Raw genomic sequence first — 18,231 nt, 5'->3', positions numbered from 1 at the left:
TTAGATCAGGCCGGTACGGCGGGCCAGCGCGGCGGCCTCCACCCGGGAGGCCACGCCCAGCTTGGCCATGATGTTGGACACGTGCACCCCGGAGGTCCTGGCCGAGATGAACAGCCGCTCGGCGATCTGCCGGTTGCTCAGTCCCTCGGCGACCAGGCCGAGCACCTCGCGCTCCCTGGCCGACAGCACCAGGCCGTCGGACAGGCTCACCCGCAGCGTGGCCGCGGCCGTCTCGACCTCGCGTCGCAGCGGCTCCGAGCCGAGGTCCGCGGCGATCGCGGCGGCCTCGCGCAGCGGCCCGGTGGCCTGCGCCGGGTCCTGCTCGGCCGCCCGGACGAGGGCCTGGCCCAGCGCGTACGGCTGCCCGACCGCCCGCCAGCCCGCCACGGCCGTCGTCCAGGACCCGCCGCACTCGGCCTCGAACGTCGCCCGGTACGCCTCCTGGACCCGCCCGGTCGTGGCGATGCCCGCGGGAGCCCGGCGTACGCGGCCGATCCTGGCGGCCAGGGCCAGCAGCGGCCAGGCGTAGCGGCGGCTCAGCGTCAGGTCGTGCTCGGTCAGCACGTGGTCGACCGTCCGCCGTGCCGCCTCCAGGTCGCCGCGGGCCACGGCGAGGCGGCATTCGAGCAGGTCGGGTTCGAGGCACGAGTCGTAGCCCCGTGACCGTCCCCGCATCAGCGGCCGGGTCCGGCCGACGATCTCCGCCGCCTCGGCGTGCGCGCCCTCCCAGACGGCGACCGTGCCGAGCACCATGAGGATCCAGGCCCGGTGGATGGGCGGCGGATCGAGCGCGAGCGCCGTGCGCATCACCTCGCGCGCCTCCCGCCAGCGGCCGAGCGAGGCGAGCGGCTCGGCCAGGTTCGCGGCCAGGTGCCCGCCTCTCGATCGGGCCAGGCCCAGGCCGCGGGCCCTGGCGATGCCCCTGCGGGCGACCGACTCGGCCCTCGTGTGCTCGCCCGCGGCCTCCAGGACGTCGGCCTCGCTGGCGTACGACATGAGCAGGGTGTCGTCGTCGGGCGCGGACGTCCTGGCCTCGGCGTACAGTCTCGAGGCCGCCGCGAGGTCGCCGTCCAGGGCGGTGAGGGCGGCCAGCGTGATGAGGGACCGGTCGTCACCGAGCAGGAGCGCCTCCTCGGCGTGGGCGCGGGCCTCGGCGTCCTGGCCGTTCCAGGCCAGCACGGTGGCCAGGGCTCCGATCAGCCTGGACTCGCGCGGCGCCAGGCGTACGGCCTCGCGCAGGTCGCCGAGCCCCTCCTCGCCGAGCAGGTCGCGGATGGCGACGCGCAGCTCCAGCAGGTGCGCGGCCCTGAGCGGGTCGTTCACCTCCTCGATCGCCCGGGTCGCCAGCTCCTCGGCCCGCTCGGCGTCGCCCTCGGTCAAGGCGTCGCGCGCGGCCAGCTCCAGCACCCTGGCGTGCTCTCCGGCGTCATCGCCCGCCGCCTGGTCCCACAGCTCCAGGACGCGCTCCCAGCGGCGGGAGCGCCAGGCGGCCTGGAAGGCGCGCCGCCGGTCGCCGGCCGCGTACCAGTGGTCGGCGGCGAGGTCGGGCTGGGCCTCGGCGCAGCGGGCGTGCAGCCGGCGCCGCTCCCCCGGCAGCAGGTCGTCGTAGACGGCGTCGCGGATGAGGGCGTGCCGGAAGGTGTAGCCGTCGCCGTCCACGAGCAGCAGCCGGGCGCGTACGACCGGCCGCAGCGCCTCGTCCAGCGCCAGGTCGTCCAGCCCGGCGACGGCCCGCAGCACCTCGTGCGGCGTCCTGCGCCCGGCCACGGCGGCGATCCGCAGCACGTCGAGCCCGTCGGGCGGCAGCCGCTCGGCCCCGGCGAGCAGCACCTCCCGCAACGAGGCCGGGGTGGCGACCCCGGCGCGGCCGGAGGAGGCCCGGGCGCGGGAACCCGCCTCGGCGTCGGCGAGGGCCTCGGCGAACAGGGGGTTGCCCTCGCTGCGCGCCACGATCGACTCGACGTCCTCGCGTCCCAGCATGCGCGCCACCTCCTCACGCCCCAGCGGCGGCACCCTGATCACCTCGGCGTCCGGCAGCCGCAGCGGCTCCCTGGAGGTCGCGACGATCAGCACGCCGGGCGTCATCAGGTTCCGCAGCAGGAACAGCAGCAGGTCGATGGCGGCCTGGTCGGCCCAGTGCAGGTCCTCCAGGACGATCACCAGCGGGCGCCGCTCGGCCGATCGCTCGACCAGCAGCAGGACCTCCTCGAACAGCCGCGCCCGCCCCAGGCCGGGCAGGTCCTCGACCTCGCCCAGCTCGGGCAGCAGCCGGGCGAGCCCGCGCCGGCCACCGCCCGGCAGCAGCCCGGCGCCGTACTGCCGCACCAGGCGGCGCAGCACCGGCACGAACGGCGCGTACGCCGTGCCGCCCGGATCGGCCCCGCCCTCGGCGACGAAGACACCGAGAGGGCCGGGGGCGCCGAGCCCGGACACGAACTCGCGGACCAGCCGCGACTTGCCGATCCCGGCCTCACCGACGACCAGCACGGCGCCCGGGGTGCGCTGCCGCGCCGCGGTCAGGCGGGCCAGCTCCGCCTCACGTCCCACGAACACGCCACCCATTATGAAGAAGCGGCTAAGCATCATGCCCGATGTGCCCGGAACGCCGTTTCGCGACCGTCGTACGCATGATGACGCGCTCGATGAACCTGATGATGGCCGCATCCACGGCCGGGCTGCTCGGCTTCTATCTGCTGTTCTCCGCCGTACCGCTCTATGCCACGACCGGCGGCGCCGGTGGGCTCGGCGCCGGGTCGGTCACCGGCGCCATGATGCTGGCCACGGTGGCGGCCGAGCTGGCGGTCCCGTGGCTGCTGTCCCGGCTCGGCTACCGCGCCGTGATGGGGCTCGGCCTGGCGCTGCTCGGGCTGCCGGCGCTGCTGCTGCCGCTGTCGGCCGCGCTGGGCTGGGTGGTGGCGATCAGCGTGGTGCGCGGGGCCGGGCTGGGCGTCCTGGTGGTCACGGGGACCGCGCTCACCGCCGAGCTGATCCCCGCCGAGCGCCGCGGCGAGGGCCTCGGCCTGTACGGCGTGGCCGTCGGCGTCCCGTCCGTGCTGGGCCTGCCACTGGGGTTGTGGGCGAGCGACGCCCTCGGCCACGCTTCCGTGTTCGTCGTGGCCGGTCTGGTGCCGCTGGCCGGGCTGCCCGCCGTGCTCGGCCTGCCGGCGACGCGGCCCGTACGCGCCGTGGGGAGCCGTGAGCGAGGTCAGGGGACGGGCGAGGTGACGCGGCTGGCGGTGGTGTTCGCGGCGGTGACGACCGCGACGGGCGTCATGGTGACGTTCCTGCCGCTGGCGGGCTCACCCGAGCTGGCCTCGGTCGCGCTGCTCACCCAGTCGCTGGCCACGCCGGCGGCGCGCTGGCTGGCGGGCCGGCACGGCGACCGGCACGGCTCGGCCGGGCTGCTGAAGCCCGGCCTGCTGGCCTGTGCCGCCGGGATCGGGCTCCAGTTCTGGACCGGGGGGCCGGTCGCGGTGGTGGCCGGGATGGCGCTGTTCGGGGCGGGGTTCGGGGTGCTGCAGAACGCGACGCTGGCGCTGATGTTCGAGCGGGGCGAGGCTTCCAGGGTCAGTGCCCTGTGGAACCTGGCGTTCGACGCGGGCATGGGCGTGGGCGCGATGGGGTTCGGGCTCGTGCTGGGGCACACCGGCTATCCGGTGGGGTTCGCGCTGGTGGCCGTGCTGATGGCGGTCACGCTCCCGCTGACCCGGCTCAGGACCGCCGCGTACGCTCCACTCCCACGGTGATCTCGTTGCCCAGCCTGCGGCCCAGCAGCAGTTCGAGGTCGTCGCCGCTCCAGAACCGGCCCGGGTCGTACCAGTTGGGGCGGCGGCCGGTGGGCAGCAGCCCCATCTCCTCGTAGGTGACGGCCACGACCTCGGCGCAGTAGGCGCTCTCCAGCGTCTGCTCCTTGCGGCTCCCGCGCGGGACGCGCCCCCTGGCCCAGCGGGCGGCCAGCCGGGCGGTGGACGGGAACGGGGTGCCGTCGAGCCGGGCCACCGTGCGCAGGGCCGCGTCCTCCATGTCGGGGGTCGCCTCCGGGTCGAGCTGGCGCAGCCACGCCCGCTGGTCGTAGCGGTCGGCCCAGGTCGTCACCGCCGCGCGCAGGTCGTGGAGCTGCACGCCGCGCTGGTGGGTGCCCGACCACAGGTCGAGCAGCGACCTGCCGAGCTCGGCGTGCCACATCATCGGAGGCAGGTCCTCGACCACGATGGCCATGCCCACGTGGTTGACCGGGCTGTTGGTCATCGTCTGAATGGCGCGATCGGGTACGGAACGCCCGCGGAAGATCCAGAGATCACCGGTTCGCGTCACCTTGACGGCCTCATCGAGAGTCAGCACAGGACTAGCCTAGGCAACATGCGCTGGTGGAAGATGCTCGGTCTGGCCGGAATCATGGGTGTGGCGGCCACAGGGGTGGTGATCGCGCGGGCCGAACGGCGCCGCCGGGCCTACACCCCGGAGGAGATCAGGACGCGGCTGCGTGAGCGCGCCTCGGAGATCGAGAGCGCGGGCGGGGATCAGCCCGAGGGCCGCAGGTCGTAGACGAAGACGACGTCCGGGTAGGCCGGGTTGTCGTCGTAGCCCTGGACGGCGCCCAGGTAGGCCCGCTGTGACTTGACCACCCAGGTCATCGCGGCGGCCGCCCGCTGCTCCAGCACCCTGTCCGTGGCCTGCTCGTAGATCCGCTGCGCGGCGGGTTTGTCGGTCACGGTCAGCTCGGGCGCGTTGTCGAGCAGCGCGTCCAGGCCCTGGTCGTTGAGGTAGGCCAGGTTCAGCACGGGCGGGTCGGCGCTGCGGAAGACCTGGCCGAAGTAGGAGTAGCCGTCGGCGTAGTCGGGCCACCAGTACATGACGAAGATGTCCTGGCCGCGTTTCTTGCCCTGCTCCCACTGCTCGTTCCAGTGCATCCCCCGGGTCTCGAGGGTCACGTTGAGCCCGCGCAGCGTGCTCTGCAGCCGCCTGGCGAGCACCTCCTCGTCGGCCTCGCCCTCGCCGTACGTCAGCCGCAGCCGCAGCGGCCTGCCCCCTGGCCCGTAGCCGGCCCGCTGCAGCAGCCGCGTGGCGGCGGCCAGGTCCTGCTTGGGCACCTGGTCGGGGACGTGGCCCAGCAGCCCCTCGGGGATGATGCCGCTGGCCGGCATCACCGAGCCCTTGAGCCGCTTGATGAGGCCCCGGTAGTCGACGGCCTTCTGCACGGCTCGGCGTACCCGGATGTCCTTCATCGGGCCGGTGGCGGTGTTGAACAGCATCATGGCCGTGGTGAACGACGGCCGGTCAGACGTGCGCACACCCGGCGCGGCCGTGGCCTTGGCGAACAGCTCGGGGTCGAGCCGGTCCACGAAGCTGGCCTCGCCGCGCTGCAGCATCCGGTACGCCCGCTCGGGGTCGGGCACGGCCTTGTACTTGATCGTGTTGTAGTGCGGCCGCCGCCAGCCGCCCCAGTAGTCGCCGTACGCCGAGAGCGTGAGCTCGTCTTCCTTGCCCTTGTTCCACTTCGTCACCGTGTACGGCCCCGACCCCGCGTCCCTGCCCTCCTTGAACCACTTCCCGAGGTCGGGTGCCGCCTTGGTGTCGTAGACGTAGGCGGCGTACCCGGCGGAGGCCACCAGGTCGAGCGGGACCGGGTACTTCAGCGCGAACGTGACCGTGAGCGGCCCCTCGGCCCTGATGGAGGAGACCGCGTCCCAGATGTAGGAGGCGCCGGTCTTGGCCGCCATCGTGCGCTCGATCGACGCCTTGACCGCCGTGGCGTCGAGCGGGTTGCCGGTGTGGAAGGTCACGCCGGGGCGCAGGCTGAACGTCCAGGTCCGGCCGTCGGCCGACGAGCGCCATGACGTGGCCAGGCGGGGGGCCGACTTCTTGGTGACCGGGTCCCAGAGCGTGAGGGTCTCGTAGACGTTCTGGAAGGCGATGATCTCGTTGGAGTAGGAGCGGCTGGGGTCCCACTCGGTGACGATGTCGGTGTTCTTGACGTAGACGAACGGCGACTCACCCACCGGGGCCTGCTGGGGCTCCGGGGGGACCGAGCAGGCCGCGAGGAGGATCAGCGCGGCGGCCGCTGCGAGTCGACGGCGCAACGCATCTCCCTCTGTCGCCTATGTATCCCGGGAAACCTACTCCAAGATCAGGCAGACGGTGGCCGCGTGTCCAAAAGTCCCGAAAAATTGGGCATTTTGGTGATCCAATTGCTATCCTCGGGCGTTGTCCCGTCCGGCCTTGCCAGCAGGGGACCGACCGGGGAGAGGTGCCATGGGTCGTAGCCGAACGATCCGTATGAAGATCATCGGACTACTGCTCGTGCCACTGACCTCCATGGTGGTGTTGTGGGGGGTCATCACCGCCGTCACCGCGAGCGAAAGCCTGGAGCTGCGCCAATACAAGACAGTCTGGACGAACCTCCGTCTTCCCGCGTACAAACTCATCAGCGAGATCCAGCGTGAACGTCTAGTCTCAGCCAGGCACTTGCGTAACATGGCGGACAAATCCTCTGTAACCGCACAGCGCACCCGGACTGACACCGCCAGGGACGCGTTCAGACAGCTCTCCAGCAATTCCAAAGACAGATCGGAAGAGATCCGCACACAGGTGGACGCGGTGGACACGCAACTCGAGAGGCTCGACTCGATCCGAGGTGAGATCGACACGGGCCTGTCCGACCGTCTGCACACGGTGGAGGCGTACAGCTCGATCATCGACACGCTGTTCGGCCTGCACCGGCGCGTCGCGCTCATCGACGACATCCCGATCTACGAGCAGTCCCGCGTGACCATCGACATGAGCTACGTCAAAGAGCTGCTGACCAGGGAGCAGGCCATCGGGCTCGGCACGGTCGACGCGGCCGAGCGGCGGCTGTTCACGCGGCTCGCCGGCAACCGGCGCTTCCTGCTCGACCAGGCGCTCGCCGAGCTCGACCGGGAACTGCGCGATCCCCAGGTCGCCCTGATCACCTCCCCCGCCTACCAGCGGATGCGGATGATGGAGGACCAGATCATCGCGGGCGGCACGCCGTCCGGCTGGCTCAGCACCACGGAGGGACTGGCCGACTCGTTCCAGAAGGCCCAGATGCGGGCCAGCAACATCCTGAACGAGCGGGCCGACCCGGTGGCCGACCAGGTGCTGTCCAGGGCGTTCCTGCTCGCGGGCACCGCCCTGGCGCTGGTGATCGTGTCTATCGCGTTCTCGCTGCGCATGGGCAACCGGCTGTCGAAGGAGCTCGGCGCGCTCCGGCTGGCGGCGCTGGAGGTGGCCCAGGAGCGGCTGCCGCAGGTGGTCGCCAAGCTGCGCAAGGGCGAGACGGTCGAGATGCCGGAGGTGTCGGTGGCCGGCACCACGGTCGAGATCGACGACGTGGGGCAGGCGTTCTCCACCGTCCAGCAGACCGCGGTCGAGGCGGCCGTCGGCCAGGCGCAGCTCCGCGAGGGCGTCGGGCACGTGTTCCGCAACCTGGCCAGGCGCAGCCAGACGCTGCTGCACCGCCAGCGCATCCAGCTCGCGGACATGCAGCACCGGGCCACCGACCCCGACCAGCTCGAGGACCTGTTCAAGCTCGACCACCTGACCACGCGCATGCGCCGCCACGCGGAGGGCCTGATCATCCTGTCGGGCGCCACGCCGGGGCGCGGCTGGAGCAGGCCGGTGCCGCTGCACGACGTGGCCCGCGGCGCCGCGGCCGAGGTGGAGGACTACCAGCGGATCGTGGTCGAGCCGATGACCGGCCAGCGCCTGGCCGGGAACGTCGTCGGCGACGTGATCCACCTGATCGCCGAACTTGTCGAGAACGCCACCGTCTACTCCCCCGCGCACACCCCGGTCATCGTGCGCGGCGAGGAGGCCGCCCGCGGCTTCGCCTTCGAGGTCGAGGACCGCGGGCACGGGATGGAACCAGAGGAACTGGCCGACTACAACGAGCGGCTGGCCAGCCCGCCCGAGTTCGACCTGGCCGACAGCGACCGGCTCGGCCTTTTCGTCGTCTCCCGCCTGGCCGCCAGGCACGACATCCGCGTGACCTTGCGCGGTTCACCATATGGAGGGACCACCGCGATCGTGTTGATCCCGGAAGAGCACGTGGCCGAGCCGGAGGCCCCGGCCGCCGTCGAGGAACCGGCTCGCCCCATGCGGGTGGTGCGAAGTGAGTGAAGAGCGCTGGCTGGACGAGGATGCCGGCCCGATCGTCCCCGCCTATCTGCTGACCAGGGGCCGGACGGTGCCCGCGAGCGAGGCCATCGACCTCATCGCGGTCATCATCACCTCCGGCGGCCTGACTCCGCCCCGCGGCCTCGCCCCCGAGCATCTGATCATTCTGCAGAAGTGCACCCAGCCGACCCGGCTCGTGGACGTCGCGGCCGAGCTGAACCTGCCCATCGGCGTGGTCAGGGTGCTGGTCGGCGACCTGCACGCGCAGCAGCTCGTCCAGGTCGAGCTGCCCCCGCCCGCTCCGGACGCCAAGGTGCTGCTCGAGGTGATCAGCGGACTGAAAGCCCTGTGACCGCCGCGCGGTTGAGGCGCCCGTACACGGCCGCGAACAGCGCGGCCACGACGCCCGCCGCCGCGGCCGCGCCGAAGACCCACCGGAAGCCGTCCAGACCGGGCTGGGCGGCCAGGATGGCGGCGATCGCGGCGCCGGCCGTGCTGCCGCCCACGACCCGGACGAGCGCGTTCACCCCAGCCGCCGTGGCGGTCTTGGCCGGGTCGACGTGCTCGACGGCCATGGTGCCGAGGGCCGCGTATCCGATGCCGAGGCCGATGCCCATCAGCGAGGACGCCACGTACAGTTGCGCGGGGGCGTCGTGGGCCGCCACCAGCCAGAGCGCGGCCAGGGCGGTGGCCCCCGAGCCCACCGCCACCATGGTGGAGGCCGCGAAGCGGCGCATGAAGCGGCCCGCGAACAACGAGATCACCAGCATGAACAGCGTGCTGGGCAGCAGATAGATCCCGATCTCCAGGGTCGACGCCGCGAAGGCCGCCTGGGCGAAGGCGGACATGCCGGTCAGCAGGGTGAAGAACGAGAACCCGAGCAGCATCGAGGACACCGTCGCGCCGACCGTGCCGCGGTGCACCAGCATCGCCATCTCCACCAGCGGCTCGGCCACCCTGCGCTCGACCAGCACCCAGACGGCCGCCAGCCCCGCCGCGGCGGCGAAGAGGCCGAGCACGCCCGGTGAGGTCCAGCCCCACGGGCCGCCCTCGCTGATGCCGAGCAGCAGGGCCACCAGCCAGGCGGCCAGCAGCGCGGCGCCGAGCAGGTCGGGGCGGCCCCGTACGGGCTCGGCGGTGTCACGGACGAGGAAGGCCACCACGACGGCCGCCACCAGCGAGATGCCACCGGTGATCCAGAAGACGAGGTGGTAGTCGCCCGAGACGAGCCCGGCCAGGATCATGCCGCCGCCGCTGCCGAAGCCCATCGTCGCGCTGAGCACGCCGATGCCGGTCGCGAGCTGCTCCCTGGGCAGCGTGTCGCGCACCACCCCGATCGACAGCGGTATCAGCGCGGCCACGAAGCCCTGAAGCACCCGGGCCACGATCAGCCAGGTCAGCGTGGTCGCCAGCGCCGCCATGACCGAGCCCACCACCAGGAGGGCGAGGGCGCCGAGGATCATCCGGCGCCGGCCGTACATGTCTCCGAAGCGCGACAGCAAGGGCGTGGCCACGGCGGCGACCAGGAGGCTCAGCGTGAGCGTCCAGGTCACGGCGGGCAGCGAGGCGTTCAGCTCTCGCTGCAGCACCGGCAGCAACGGGACCACCGCGGTGTTCTGCAGGGCGGCGATGGAGGCCGCGAAGGCCAGGGAGATCACCGCGGGCCAGGGGTTCCCGCTCCGCGTCCCCCGTGCTGCGGGCACGGTGATTGTCGCCACGTTGGGCTCCTTTAGATAACTTGGGTAAGTAACGAGAACCGATAATACATACCTAAGTTAGGTAAGCAAGTCGATGGACGAAGACCTCCACACCGCGGTGGCCGCCTTCCGCAAGGTCGTGACCACACTCAACCGCGGCAAGACGCACGAACGGCTGACCGCGGCCGCGGGCGTCCGGCTCGACCGTCCGGACGTCCAGATCCTCGTCGACCTGCTGGACGCGGGCGAGCCCCGCAGAATCGGCATGATCGCCGAGAGCCTGCAGGTGGAGAGCCCGCACGTGACCCGGCACGTGTCCGCGCTCGAACAGCGCGGGCTGGTCGAGCGGGTCCGCGACCCCGACGACCGCCGGGCCTGGCGCATCGCGCTCACCGAGGCGGGCGTCGAGGCGGCGGGCAAGTGCCGCCGGGTGACCTCCGAGTGGTTCGAGGGCGCGCTGGCGGGCTGGTCCGAATCGGACAGGCACGAGCTGGCCCGGCTGATGGGCAAGCTCTCCGACGACCTGGGCGAGCAGCTCAAGGCCCGCGCCGTGGTCAGGTGACCAGGACGTCCTCCGCCCGGTGGCAGGCCACCTGACGCCCCCGTACGTCCCGCGGCTCGGGCGCCTTCTCGCACTCCGGCACGGCGAGGGGACAGCGCAGCCGGTACGGGCAGCCCGTCGCCGCCGGCACGGCCTCCGTCCGCCCCTTGGCCACCGGCGGGTCGCCGCCCAGCCTCGGCACGGCGTCACGCAGGGCCAGCGTGTACGGATGCGCCGGAGCGGCCAGCAGGTCGCCCGTCGGGCCCGACTCCACCACGCGCCCCGCGAAGAGCACGTGCGAGGTGCGACAGAGCCGCTCCACCACGGCCAGGTTGTGCGTGATCAGCAGGCGCTCGGTGTCCAGGGAGGCCAGCAGGTCGAGGACCCTGGCCTGGACGGTGACGTCGAGGGCGCTGGTGGGCTCGTCGAGGATGAGCAGCCGGGGGCCGACGGCCAGGGCCCTGGCGATCACCACGCGCTGGCGCTGGCCGCCCGAGAGCTGGTGGGGCCGGCGGGTGGCCAGGTCCGGGTCGAGCCCGACCTGTTCGAGCAGCTCCCCGACCCGGGATCGGGCGGCACGGGGCAGGGCCTCGGCGATGGAGGCGCCGACGCGCATCCGAGGGTCGAGGGCCTCGGCCTGGAAGACGGGCTGGACGTCCTTGCGGAACTTCCGCAAGTTGGCTTTTTTCAGGGTTTGGTCGCCGTACCAGATATTTCCGGACATGGGGGTGAGGAGGCCCAGGAACGCGCGGGCCAGCGTCGTCTTGCCCGAGCCGCTCTCCCCGATCAGGCCCACGCCGCCCTCGGTGATGTCCAGGCTGACGTCGTGGACGACCGGGCGGCGGGCGTACCCGAGCGTCACGCGCTCGGCCCTGAGCATCGTCACGGCAGCGCCTCCAGCAGCTCGCGGGTGTAGGGGTGGGACGGCTCGGAGAGCACGCCGGCGGCGGGGCCCGACTCCACCACCGCGCCGTCCTTCATCACGAGCACCCGATCGGCGATCGTGGAGACCAGGGCCAGGTCGTGGGAGACGATGAGGAGCGCGAGCCCGCGCTCCGCCCGCAGTCCGCGCAGCACGCCGACCACCTCGGCCTGCACGGTCACGTCGAGGGCGCTGGTGGGCTCGTCGGCCAGGATCACCTCGGCGCCCAGCGCGATGGCCAGCGCGATGGCGAAGCGCTGGGCCTGGCCGCCGGAGATCTCGTGCGGATAGCGGCGCAGGATCTCGCGGTCGAGCAGGACCGCCTCCACCGCCTCGGCCATGGCCTGCTCCGCGCCGTCCCGGCCGTGCAGCCTGAGCGCGCGGCGCATCAGGACGCCGAGGCGGGTGGCGGGGCTGAGCGCGGCCTGGGGCGACTGCATCACGAGCGCCGCCCGCGCGCCCCGGATCGCGCGGAGGGCACGCGGCGTGGCCGTGCGGACGTCGACGCCGCACACGCTGATGTGTCCTGAAATTTCAGCATTCTCGGTGAGCCCGAGCAGCGACAGCAGCGTCGTGGACTTGCCCGAGCCGCTCTCCCCCACGAGGGCCACGCACTCCCCCGGGCCCACGTCCAGCTCCGGCACGTCGGCCACGAGCCGCCCGTCGTAACGCACCTGAAGATCGCGCACCTCGATCACTTGACCACCCTTCGGGGATCGAGAGCGTTGCGCAGCCCTTCCCCCAGCACGTTGAACGCGAACGCCGTCACCAGGATCGCCAGCCCCGGGAAGGTGACCACCCACCAGTTCGTGGTGAACAACGTCTGCCCCTGCTGCACCATCAACCCCCACTCCGCCGTCGGCTCCTGCGCCCCCAGCCCCAGATACGACAGCGCCGCCGAGGTCAGGATCACCCCGCCCGCGTCCAGCGACATCTGGACCAGCACGGGCGTGAGCGAGTTGGGCACCACGTGCCGCAGGATGATCAGCGGGGCCGGCACGCCGAGGCAGCGGGCGGCGTCCACGTACCCCCGGGTCGCGATCGAGGCGGCCACGGAGGCGGCCAGCCGGGTGTACCAGGGCCACCAGGTCACCGCGATGGCCAGGATCACGGTGTTCACGCTGGGCTGCAGCACGACCGCCAGGGCCAGGGAGAGCAGCAGCGCGGGGAAGGCCAGGAAGACGTCGGTGACGCGCATGATGACGTCCCTGAGCCAGCCGCCCGCGTACCCGGCCACCACGCCGAGCGCGACCCCGACCAGGGCCGAGGCGCCGAGCACGGCGACGGCGATGAACAGCGAGGTGCGGCCGCCGTACAGGATTCGGGTGAGCACGTCGCGCCCGACCTGGTCGGTGCCGAACCAGTGGGCGCCGCTCGGCGGCAGCAGCGCCTCCAGCGGCTTCGGCTCGTCCACCGGGTACGGCGCCAGCCACGGCGCGAAGATCGCGGCCAGCAGGACCAGCACGATGAGCACCGCGCCCAGGGCGGCGAACCGGTCGGGCGGCCTCGGCAGTGTGCGGCGCAGCGGCGCGGCCTCGACGCCGGCCTTCGGGTCCGTCATCGGGTCCGTCATCGGATCCTCGTTCGGGGGTCGACGAAGCCCTGGAGGATGTCCACGACCAGGTTGGCCAGGACGTACACCAGGGCCACCAGCAGGGTGACGCCGGCGATGGCCGGGGTGTCCAGCGAGCGGATCGATTCGACGGCGTAGCGGCCCAGGCCCGGCCAGTTGAAGATGGCCTCGACGAGGAAGCCGTTGACGATCGCGTACGCGAAGACCAGGGCGATCAGCGACAGGACGGGGTTGAGCGCCGGTCTCAGGGCGAACTTGGTCAGGATGGACGTCTCGCCGAAGCCGAGCGCGCGTTCCATCCTGGCGTGGTCCTGGCCCGACTCCTCGATGAGGGCGGCCCGGGTCATCTGGGCGATGACGCCGGCCGGGTAGGCGGCCACGACCAGCGCGGGCAGCACCAGGTGCTGGAGCGTGCTGGTGAAGATGGGCCAGTTGCCGGTGATGAGGGCGTCGACGACGGTGATGTTGGTCCAGAGCGTGAGGGGGCTGGTGGTGTCGAGCGAGGAGTCGTACTCGCCGGCGATGGGGAACCAGCCGAGGTTGGTGGCGAACACCGTCTGGAGGACCAGGGCCAGCCAGAAGACCGGTACGGAGACGGCCAGCACGCTGCCGAGCCGCACCCCCAGGTCCGGAAGTCTCCTCTTGTAGCGGGCGGCGAGCACGCCGATCGGGATGCCCGCGACGATCGCGATGAGCAGAGCCGTGCCCACCAGTTCGAGGGAGGCGGGAAAGGCCACGTACAGGTCGTCGCGCACCGGCTGCCGGGTGCGCAGGCTCGTGCCCCAGTCGCCGGTGACCAGGTCACGCGCGTAGTTCACGAGCTGGACGTAGAGCGGGTCGTCCAGCCCGAACAGCGCGCGAGTCTCGGCGAGCTGCTCGGGCGTGGCCTTCGGCCCGGCGTACGCGACCGCCGGGTCACCCGGCACCAGCCGCATGACCGCGAAGGTGAGCACGACCACGCCGGACACGACCAGGAGGGCCTGGCCGAGCCGGCGGGCCAGATAGCGCAGCATGGTCAGCCGACGCGCTTGAGGTCGTAGAAGAAGACCACGTTGGGATAGGCGGGGTTGTCCGCATATCCCTGGACGTCGGAGGACAGCGCCCGCTGGTACGTCTGCACGTACGGCACCGCCACCGCCGCCTCCTCCTGGATGATCTTCTTCTGCAGCTCCTGGTACTCGCGCTCGGCCATCCCCTTGTCCGTGGCCGTCAGCTCGGGCAGCTTGCCGATGCCCGCGTCGATCTCGCCGTTCTTGAGGTAGGACAGGTTGAACTGCGGCTTGTCAGCGCTCTTGAACACGTTGAGGAACCAGGAGTAGGCGTCCGGATAGTCCGGATACCAGTACATGACGAAGATGTCCTGGCCCTCCTTCTTGCCCAGGTCCCACTGCGCGCTCCAGGTCATCGGCTTGGCCTGCAGCGTCACGTTGAGCTTCTTCAGCGCCGAGCTGAGCAGCGTGACCAGCAACTTCTGGTCCTCGTCGCCCTGGGCGTAGGTCATGCTGAGCTTGAGCTCCGGGTTGTCGGGGCCGTACCCTGCCTCGGCCAGCAGCGCCTGGGCCTGGGCCAGGTCCTGCTTGGGCTCCATGCCCTCGGCGTGGCCGAGCAGCCCCTCCGGCACCAGGCCGCTGGCCTTCTGTCCCGCGCCCTTGAGCGCCGCCGCCAGGCCGTCGTAGTCGATGGCGAGCTGCAGCGCCTGCCGTACCTTGAGGTCCTTGGTGGGGCCGGCGGCGGTGTTGAACAGGACCAGCAGGTTCTGGAACGACGGCGACTGCGAGGTCTGGACCGCCTGGCTCGTCCCGGCCTGTGCGAAGAGCTGCGGGTTCAGGCGTTCCACGAAGTTCACCTCGCCCCGCTGCAGGAGCTGCCAGGCCGTGGTGATCTCGGGCGTGACGCGGAAGGCGACCTTCCTGTACTGCTCGGGCTTCCAGCCGCCCCAGTACCCCTCGTACGCCTTCAGCGTCAGCTCGGTCTCCTTGCCCTTCTGCCAGGAGTCGATCGTGTACGGCCCCGTCCCGGCGGTCGTCTTGCCGTCGGCGTCCACCGCGTCCACGTCGTAGATGTGGGCGGCGTAGCCGGAGGAGGCGACCAGGTCGAGCGGGGTGGCGTACTTGAGCGTGAACTTCAGCGTGCTCGCGTCCACGACCTCGATCTTGTCGACCGGGTCCCAGATGTAGGCCGCACCGCCCTTCTTCTCGATCGTGCGCTCGATGGCCTTCTTGGCGGCCTCGGCGTCGAGCGTGGCGCCGGAGTGGAACTTCACGTTCTGCCGCAGCTTGAACGTCCACTCCTTGCCGTCGCTCGAGGACGTCCACTCGGTGGCGAGGCGGGGCTCGGCCTGCTTGGTCTGGGAGTTGTACCTGGTCAGGCCCTCGTAGATGTTCGACAGGGCGACGATCTCGTTGGAGTAGGAGGTCGCGGGGTCCCAGTCGGTGACCACGTCCAGGTTCGGCGCGTAGACGAACGTGCCGTCGTTCGCCTGCGCGGCCTGGGTGGCCGCCGGCTGACTGCCGGTGCTCGCCTCGGGTTCGGGCGTTCCGCCGGCGCCGCGTACCTGGCCGCCCGCGCACGCGGAAGCGGTCAGGGCCAGGACGCCGGTGACCCCGGCGACGAGCAGGCGCTTGTGCCAGCGCATGGTGGGGGGATCCTTTCGATCTGTCACCGGGCGAGGGGTCCGGCTGCTTTGACGTGTACCCGCACGGCGGGCTCGGAGAGGTAACTCAGCGGCACCTCGAGGAGGTCGACGATCTCGACGCCGGAGGGATCGGCTCCCGCCGCCACGGCCCGCGCCCGCGCCTCCTCTTTGGCCCGTTCGATCGCTTCTGACCGGTTATCTCCCGCTGGCAAGATCGTATCGACTCTGCCGCTCGCGAGTGCGATGGCGGCCCCGACGGCGTTGGCGACCTCGGCGTGCTCGGGGCGGATCACCCGGCTCACACCAGGGATGCGGTCCGGCAGCAGGAACGCCCCGCCACCCACCGCCACCAGGGGCCGGTCGGTCCGGCCGAGCGCCATCCGGTCGACGGCGTCGATGATCATCTCGTCCGCGAGGGCCACCGATCTTTCCAGGGTGTCGGCGATTCCTTCCGACATGTCACCCGCCTTGAGCCGGTCGCGCCACTCCTCGGCCTCGCGCGGGACCCGGCCCGCCGCCACCGCCGCGTCCGTCATCGTCGCCGTCGTACCGCCGAAGACCAGGGCCTCGCGCACGATCCGGTAGCCGACGGAGTCGGGGCCGACGCCGTGGGGCCGTACGACGGTGCCGCCGCCGAGGGCGATCGCCAGGATGTCGGGCATGCGGAAGTTGGTCAGCACCCCGCCGATCTCGACCGCCGCCGCCGACTCCCTCGGGAAGCCCCCGGCCAGCACGCCCAGGTCGGTGGAGGTGCCGCCCACGTCCACCACGATCGCGTCCGCCACGCCGGACAGGTACGCGGCGCCGCGCAGCGAGTTCGCCGGGCCCGAGCCGATGGTCGAGACCGGCAGGCGGGCGGCGTGCTCGACCGTCATGAGCGTGCCGTCGTTCTGCGCCAGGTAGGGGCGCGCGCCCAGCCCCCGCGCGCCCAGTCCGCGCTCGGCCAGGGCCGTGACGAGGGCGTCGGTGACGTGGGCGGCGACGCCGTACAGGGCGGCGTTCAGCACGGTGGCGTTCTCGCGTTCGAGCAGGCCGAGCGAGCCGATCTCGTGGCTCACCGACACCGGCAGGCCGTACTCGGTGCGGACCAGCTCCTCGACGACCCGCTCGTGCTCGTCGCTCGCCGGGCTGAACACGCTGGTGACGGCCACGGCGTCGGCCCGCACGCCGTCCAGGAAGCGGCGCACGGCCGCCAGGTCCGGCGGGCCGATCTCGCGGCCGTCCACGTAGTGGCCGCCGCGCACGATGGCCTCGCCCGCCGAGACGGCTTCGCGCAGGTCGTCGGGCCAGTCGGAGAGCGGGGGCACGGCCGTGGTGGCGGGCGCGCCGAGCCGCAGCACGGCCACCCGGCCGAGGCCGCGCCGCTCCAGGATGGCGTTGGTGGCGTGCGTCGTGCCCAGCATGACGCGGGTGATCCGGTCGCGGACGGCGCCCTGCTCCGCCAGGACGGCGTCGAGCGCGGCCCGCAGGCCGCCGGTCACGTCGGGGGTCGTCGGCCGCTTGGCCTTGGCGATCACCCGTCCCTCGGCGTCGAGCACCACCGCGTCGGTGTTGGTGCCGCCGACGTCGATCCCGATCCGCAGGTCAGCCATGCGACGTCAGCTCCTCGACGGGTACGTAGTCCAGGTCGTATCCGAAGGCCCGCGGCCCCGCCGTCTCCAGGCCCTTGGGCGTGCGCCACAGCGCGTCGCAGGGCCAGGCGAGGACCGTGACGCGCTGGCCGTACCGGAGGCTCTCGGTCTGGACGGCGGCGGCGGTCTCGGTGTCCACGACCGTGATGAGGTCGGGCACCATGGCGCGCACGCGGCCGTTCTCGAGGGCGACCAGGTTCTCGTTCTGCAGCTCCAGGGTGAGGCGGCGGCCACGCTCGTCGCCGGTGCCCTCGATCGTGGCCGTGCCCCGGACGAACCCGCCCGTGGTGCGCCGCTCGACGTCGGTCAGCTTGCCGGTGATCAGGCGGACGGCGCCCAGCCGGCCCTGGAGCGCGCCGAGCGGGTCGGCCGCGCCCTCGGTGGCCCGGCCGACCTCCAGGGCGCGCGTGACCGTCCCCTCGATGACCGCGCCCCTGGCCCGCGCCGCGGTGAGGACGTAGTCGGCCATCAGCGCGTGCGAGCCCGCCGCCACGCAGACGGCCCGGGCCAGGCGTTCGGACCAGAGGCCGTCGATCGGGCGGATGGTCACGGTGTTGCCCACGATGTCGGTCATGATCACGAGGTCGGCGGGCAGGCCGGCCACGTACATGGAGACCATCTGGACCTCGGGGAACGCCCGTCCCATGCCGTCGGCGTCGAGCAGCGGCAGCCCGAGCTGGGCGGCCCAGGCGACGGGCGCGACCCCGTTCGCGCCGCCGATCTCAGAGGACATGATCGCGCTCGGCGGCCGGCCGAACAGGCGCTCGACCTCCCCGGCGATGCGGCCGGGCTCGTCCTCGCCGTGGATCATCTCGTGGCCGACCGTGGGGGCCCCGATGCCGGACAACGGCACGACCAGCGCGTCGTCGGGCAGATCGGCCAGTTCGACCAGCGGCACCTCGCCGTACCGGCGGATCGCCCTGATCGCGGCCAGCGATCCCGTACGGACGTCGCCCCCGCCTCCCGTGCCCAGGACGGCACACCCTCGGGCGAGAGCCGGAATATCCTTCACGTCAATACTCATATGGCGACACAACCAAGCACAGACCACCTCATTGCGCCAGTCCTGCGCGTGTGCTCCTGGTAGATCTGGAGG

Annotated in this window: 16 protein-coding genes; 5 read left to right on the top strand and 11 right to left on the bottom strand. The window is 72.1% G+C overall.

The window, feature by feature from the left end; all coding sequences use genetic code 11:
• Complete coding sequence (locus AB0I15_RS48380; protein WP_358112761.1) at window positions 1-2,553, bottom strand: AAA family ATPase; 2,553 nt, start codon at window positions 2,551-2,553, stop codon at window positions 1-3.
• A gap of 74 nt (window positions 2,554-2,627) precedes the next feature.
• On the opposite strand from AB0I15_RS48380, the gene AB0I15_RS48375 reads away from it, so the two are divergent.
• Window positions 2,628-3,746 (top strand): MFS transporter, encoded by a 1,119-nt coding sequence (locus tag AB0I15_RS48375; RefSeq protein ID WP_358112758.1) that lies wholly within the window; start codon window positions 2,628-2,630, stop codon window positions 3,744-3,746.
• On the opposite strand, the gene AB0I15_RS48370 is transcribed toward AB0I15_RS48375, so the two are convergent.
• A complete protein-coding gene (locus tag AB0I15_RS48370; RefSeq protein WP_358112849.1) occupies window positions 3,712-4,338 on the bottom strand; it encodes a hypothetical protein in 627 nt (208 codons plus the stop codon). The genes AB0I15_RS48375 and AB0I15_RS48370 overlap by 35 nt on opposite strands.
• Before the next feature lie 21 nt (window positions 4,339-4,359).
• On the opposite strand from AB0I15_RS48370, the gene AB0I15_RS48365 reads away from it, so the two are divergent.
• A complete protein-coding gene (locus AB0I15_RS48365; RefSeq protein ID WP_358112755.1) occupies window positions 4,360-4,545 on the top strand; it encodes a hypothetical protein in 186 nt (61 codons plus the stop codon).
• Here AB0I15_RS48365 and AB0I15_RS48360 read toward each other — a convergent pair.
• A complete protein-coding gene (locus AB0I15_RS48360) occupies window positions 4,521-6,080 on the bottom strand; it encodes an ABC transporter substrate-binding protein (RefSeq protein ID WP_358112752.1) in 1,560 nt (519 codons plus the stop codon). The two genes, AB0I15_RS48365 and AB0I15_RS48360, sit on opposite strands and share 25 nt — an antisense overlap.
• 172 nt (window positions 6,081-6,252) lie before the next feature.
• Here AB0I15_RS48360 and AB0I15_RS48355 point away from each other — a divergent pair, with 172 nt between their 5' ends.
• Window positions 6,253-8,139, top strand: coding sequence for a nitrate- and nitrite sensing domain-containing protein (locus tag AB0I15_RS48355; RefSeq protein ID WP_358112749.1), 1,887 nt, complete (start codon window positions 6,253-6,255; stop codon window positions 8,137-8,139).
• The gene (locus tag AB0I15_RS48350; protein ID WP_358112747.1) at window positions 8,132-8,488 is read left to right on the top strand and encodes a DUF742 domain-containing protein; all 357 of its coding nucleotides are present in this window, start codon (window positions 8,132-8,134) and stop codon (window positions 8,486-8,488) included. Before AB0I15_RS48355 ends, AB0I15_RS48350 begins: the two co-directional genes overlap by 8 nt.
• Here AB0I15_RS48350 and AB0I15_RS48345 read toward each other — a convergent pair.
• Window positions 8,466-9,854, bottom strand: coding sequence for an MFS transporter (locus AB0I15_RS48345; protein WP_358112744.1), 1,389 nt, complete (start codon window positions 9,852-9,854; stop codon window positions 8,466-8,468). The genes AB0I15_RS48350 and AB0I15_RS48345 overlap by 23 nt on opposite strands.
• 73 nt (window positions 9,855-9,927) lie before the next feature.
• Here AB0I15_RS48345 and AB0I15_RS48340 point away from each other — a divergent pair, with 73 nt between their 5' ends.
• Window positions 9,928-10,395: a MarR family transcriptional regulator gene (locus tag AB0I15_RS48340; RefSeq protein ID WP_358112741.1), complete on the top strand. Its 468-nt coding sequence runs from the start codon at window positions 9,928-9,930 to the stop codon at window positions 10,393-10,395.
• On the opposite strand, the gene AB0I15_RS48335 is transcribed toward AB0I15_RS48340, so the two are convergent.
• Genes AB0I15_RS48335 through AB0I15_RS48305 form a run of 7 tightly spaced genes read right to left on the bottom strand, consistent with a single transcriptional unit; the run spans window position 10,388 to window position 18,147 of the window.
• The gene (locus AB0I15_RS48335; protein WP_358112846.1) at window positions 10,388-11,254 is read right to left on the bottom strand and encodes an ABC transporter ATP-binding protein; all 867 of its coding nucleotides are present in this window, start codon (window positions 11,252-11,254) and stop codon (window positions 10,388-10,390) included. The genes AB0I15_RS48340 and AB0I15_RS48335 overlap by 8 nt on opposite strands.
• A gap of 2 nt (window positions 11,255-11,256) precedes the next feature.
• Window positions 11,257-11,994 (bottom strand): ATP-binding cassette domain-containing protein, encoded by a 738-nt coding sequence (locus tag AB0I15_RS48330; protein ID WP_358112738.1) that lies wholly within the window; start codon window positions 11,992-11,994, stop codon window positions 11,257-11,259.
• The gene (locus AB0I15_RS48325; RefSeq protein WP_358112736.1) at window positions 11,991-12,869 is read right to left on the bottom strand and encodes an ABC transporter permease; all 879 of its coding nucleotides are present in this window, start codon (window positions 12,867-12,869) and stop codon (window positions 11,991-11,993) included. The genes AB0I15_RS48330 and AB0I15_RS48325 overlap by 4 nt, the downstream gene beginning before the upstream one ends.
• Window positions 12,866-13,882 (bottom strand): ABC transporter permease, encoded by a 1,017-nt coding sequence (locus tag AB0I15_RS48320; RefSeq protein ID WP_358112733.1) that lies wholly within the window; start codon window positions 13,880-13,882, stop codon window positions 12,866-12,868. The genes AB0I15_RS48325 and AB0I15_RS48320 overlap by 4 nt, the downstream gene beginning before the upstream one ends.
• Window positions 13,883-13,884: 2 nt before the next feature.
• Window positions 13,885-15,504, bottom strand: coding sequence for an ABC transporter substrate-binding protein (locus AB0I15_RS48315; RefSeq protein WP_358112730.1), 1,620 nt, complete (start codon window positions 15,502-15,504; stop codon window positions 13,885-13,887).
• A gap of 23 nt (window positions 15,505-15,527) precedes the next feature.
• Window positions 15,528-17,096, bottom strand: a complete 1,569-nt coding sequence (locus tag AB0I15_RS48310) for a hydantoinase/oxoprolinase family protein (RefSeq protein WP_358112727.1) — start codon at window positions 17,094-17,096, stop codon at window positions 15,528-15,530.
• Window positions 17,089-18,147 carry a DUF917 domain-containing protein gene (locus AB0I15_RS48305; RefSeq protein ID WP_358112724.1) on the bottom strand — a complete coding sequence of 353 codons (1,059 nt, stop codon included), beginning with the start codon at window positions 18,145-18,147 and terminating at the stop codon, window positions 17,089-17,091. The genes AB0I15_RS48310 and AB0I15_RS48305 overlap by 8 nt, the downstream gene beginning before the upstream one ends.
• Window positions 18,148-18,231 lie beyond the last annotated feature (84 nt).

Source organism: Nonomuraea sp. NPDC050643, from assembly GCF_040654715.1.
GTDB lineage: Bacteria > Actinomycetota > Actinomycetes > Streptosporangiales > Streptosporangiaceae > Nonomuraea.
This window is presented reverse-complemented; position numbering and strand designations above follow the sequence as displayed.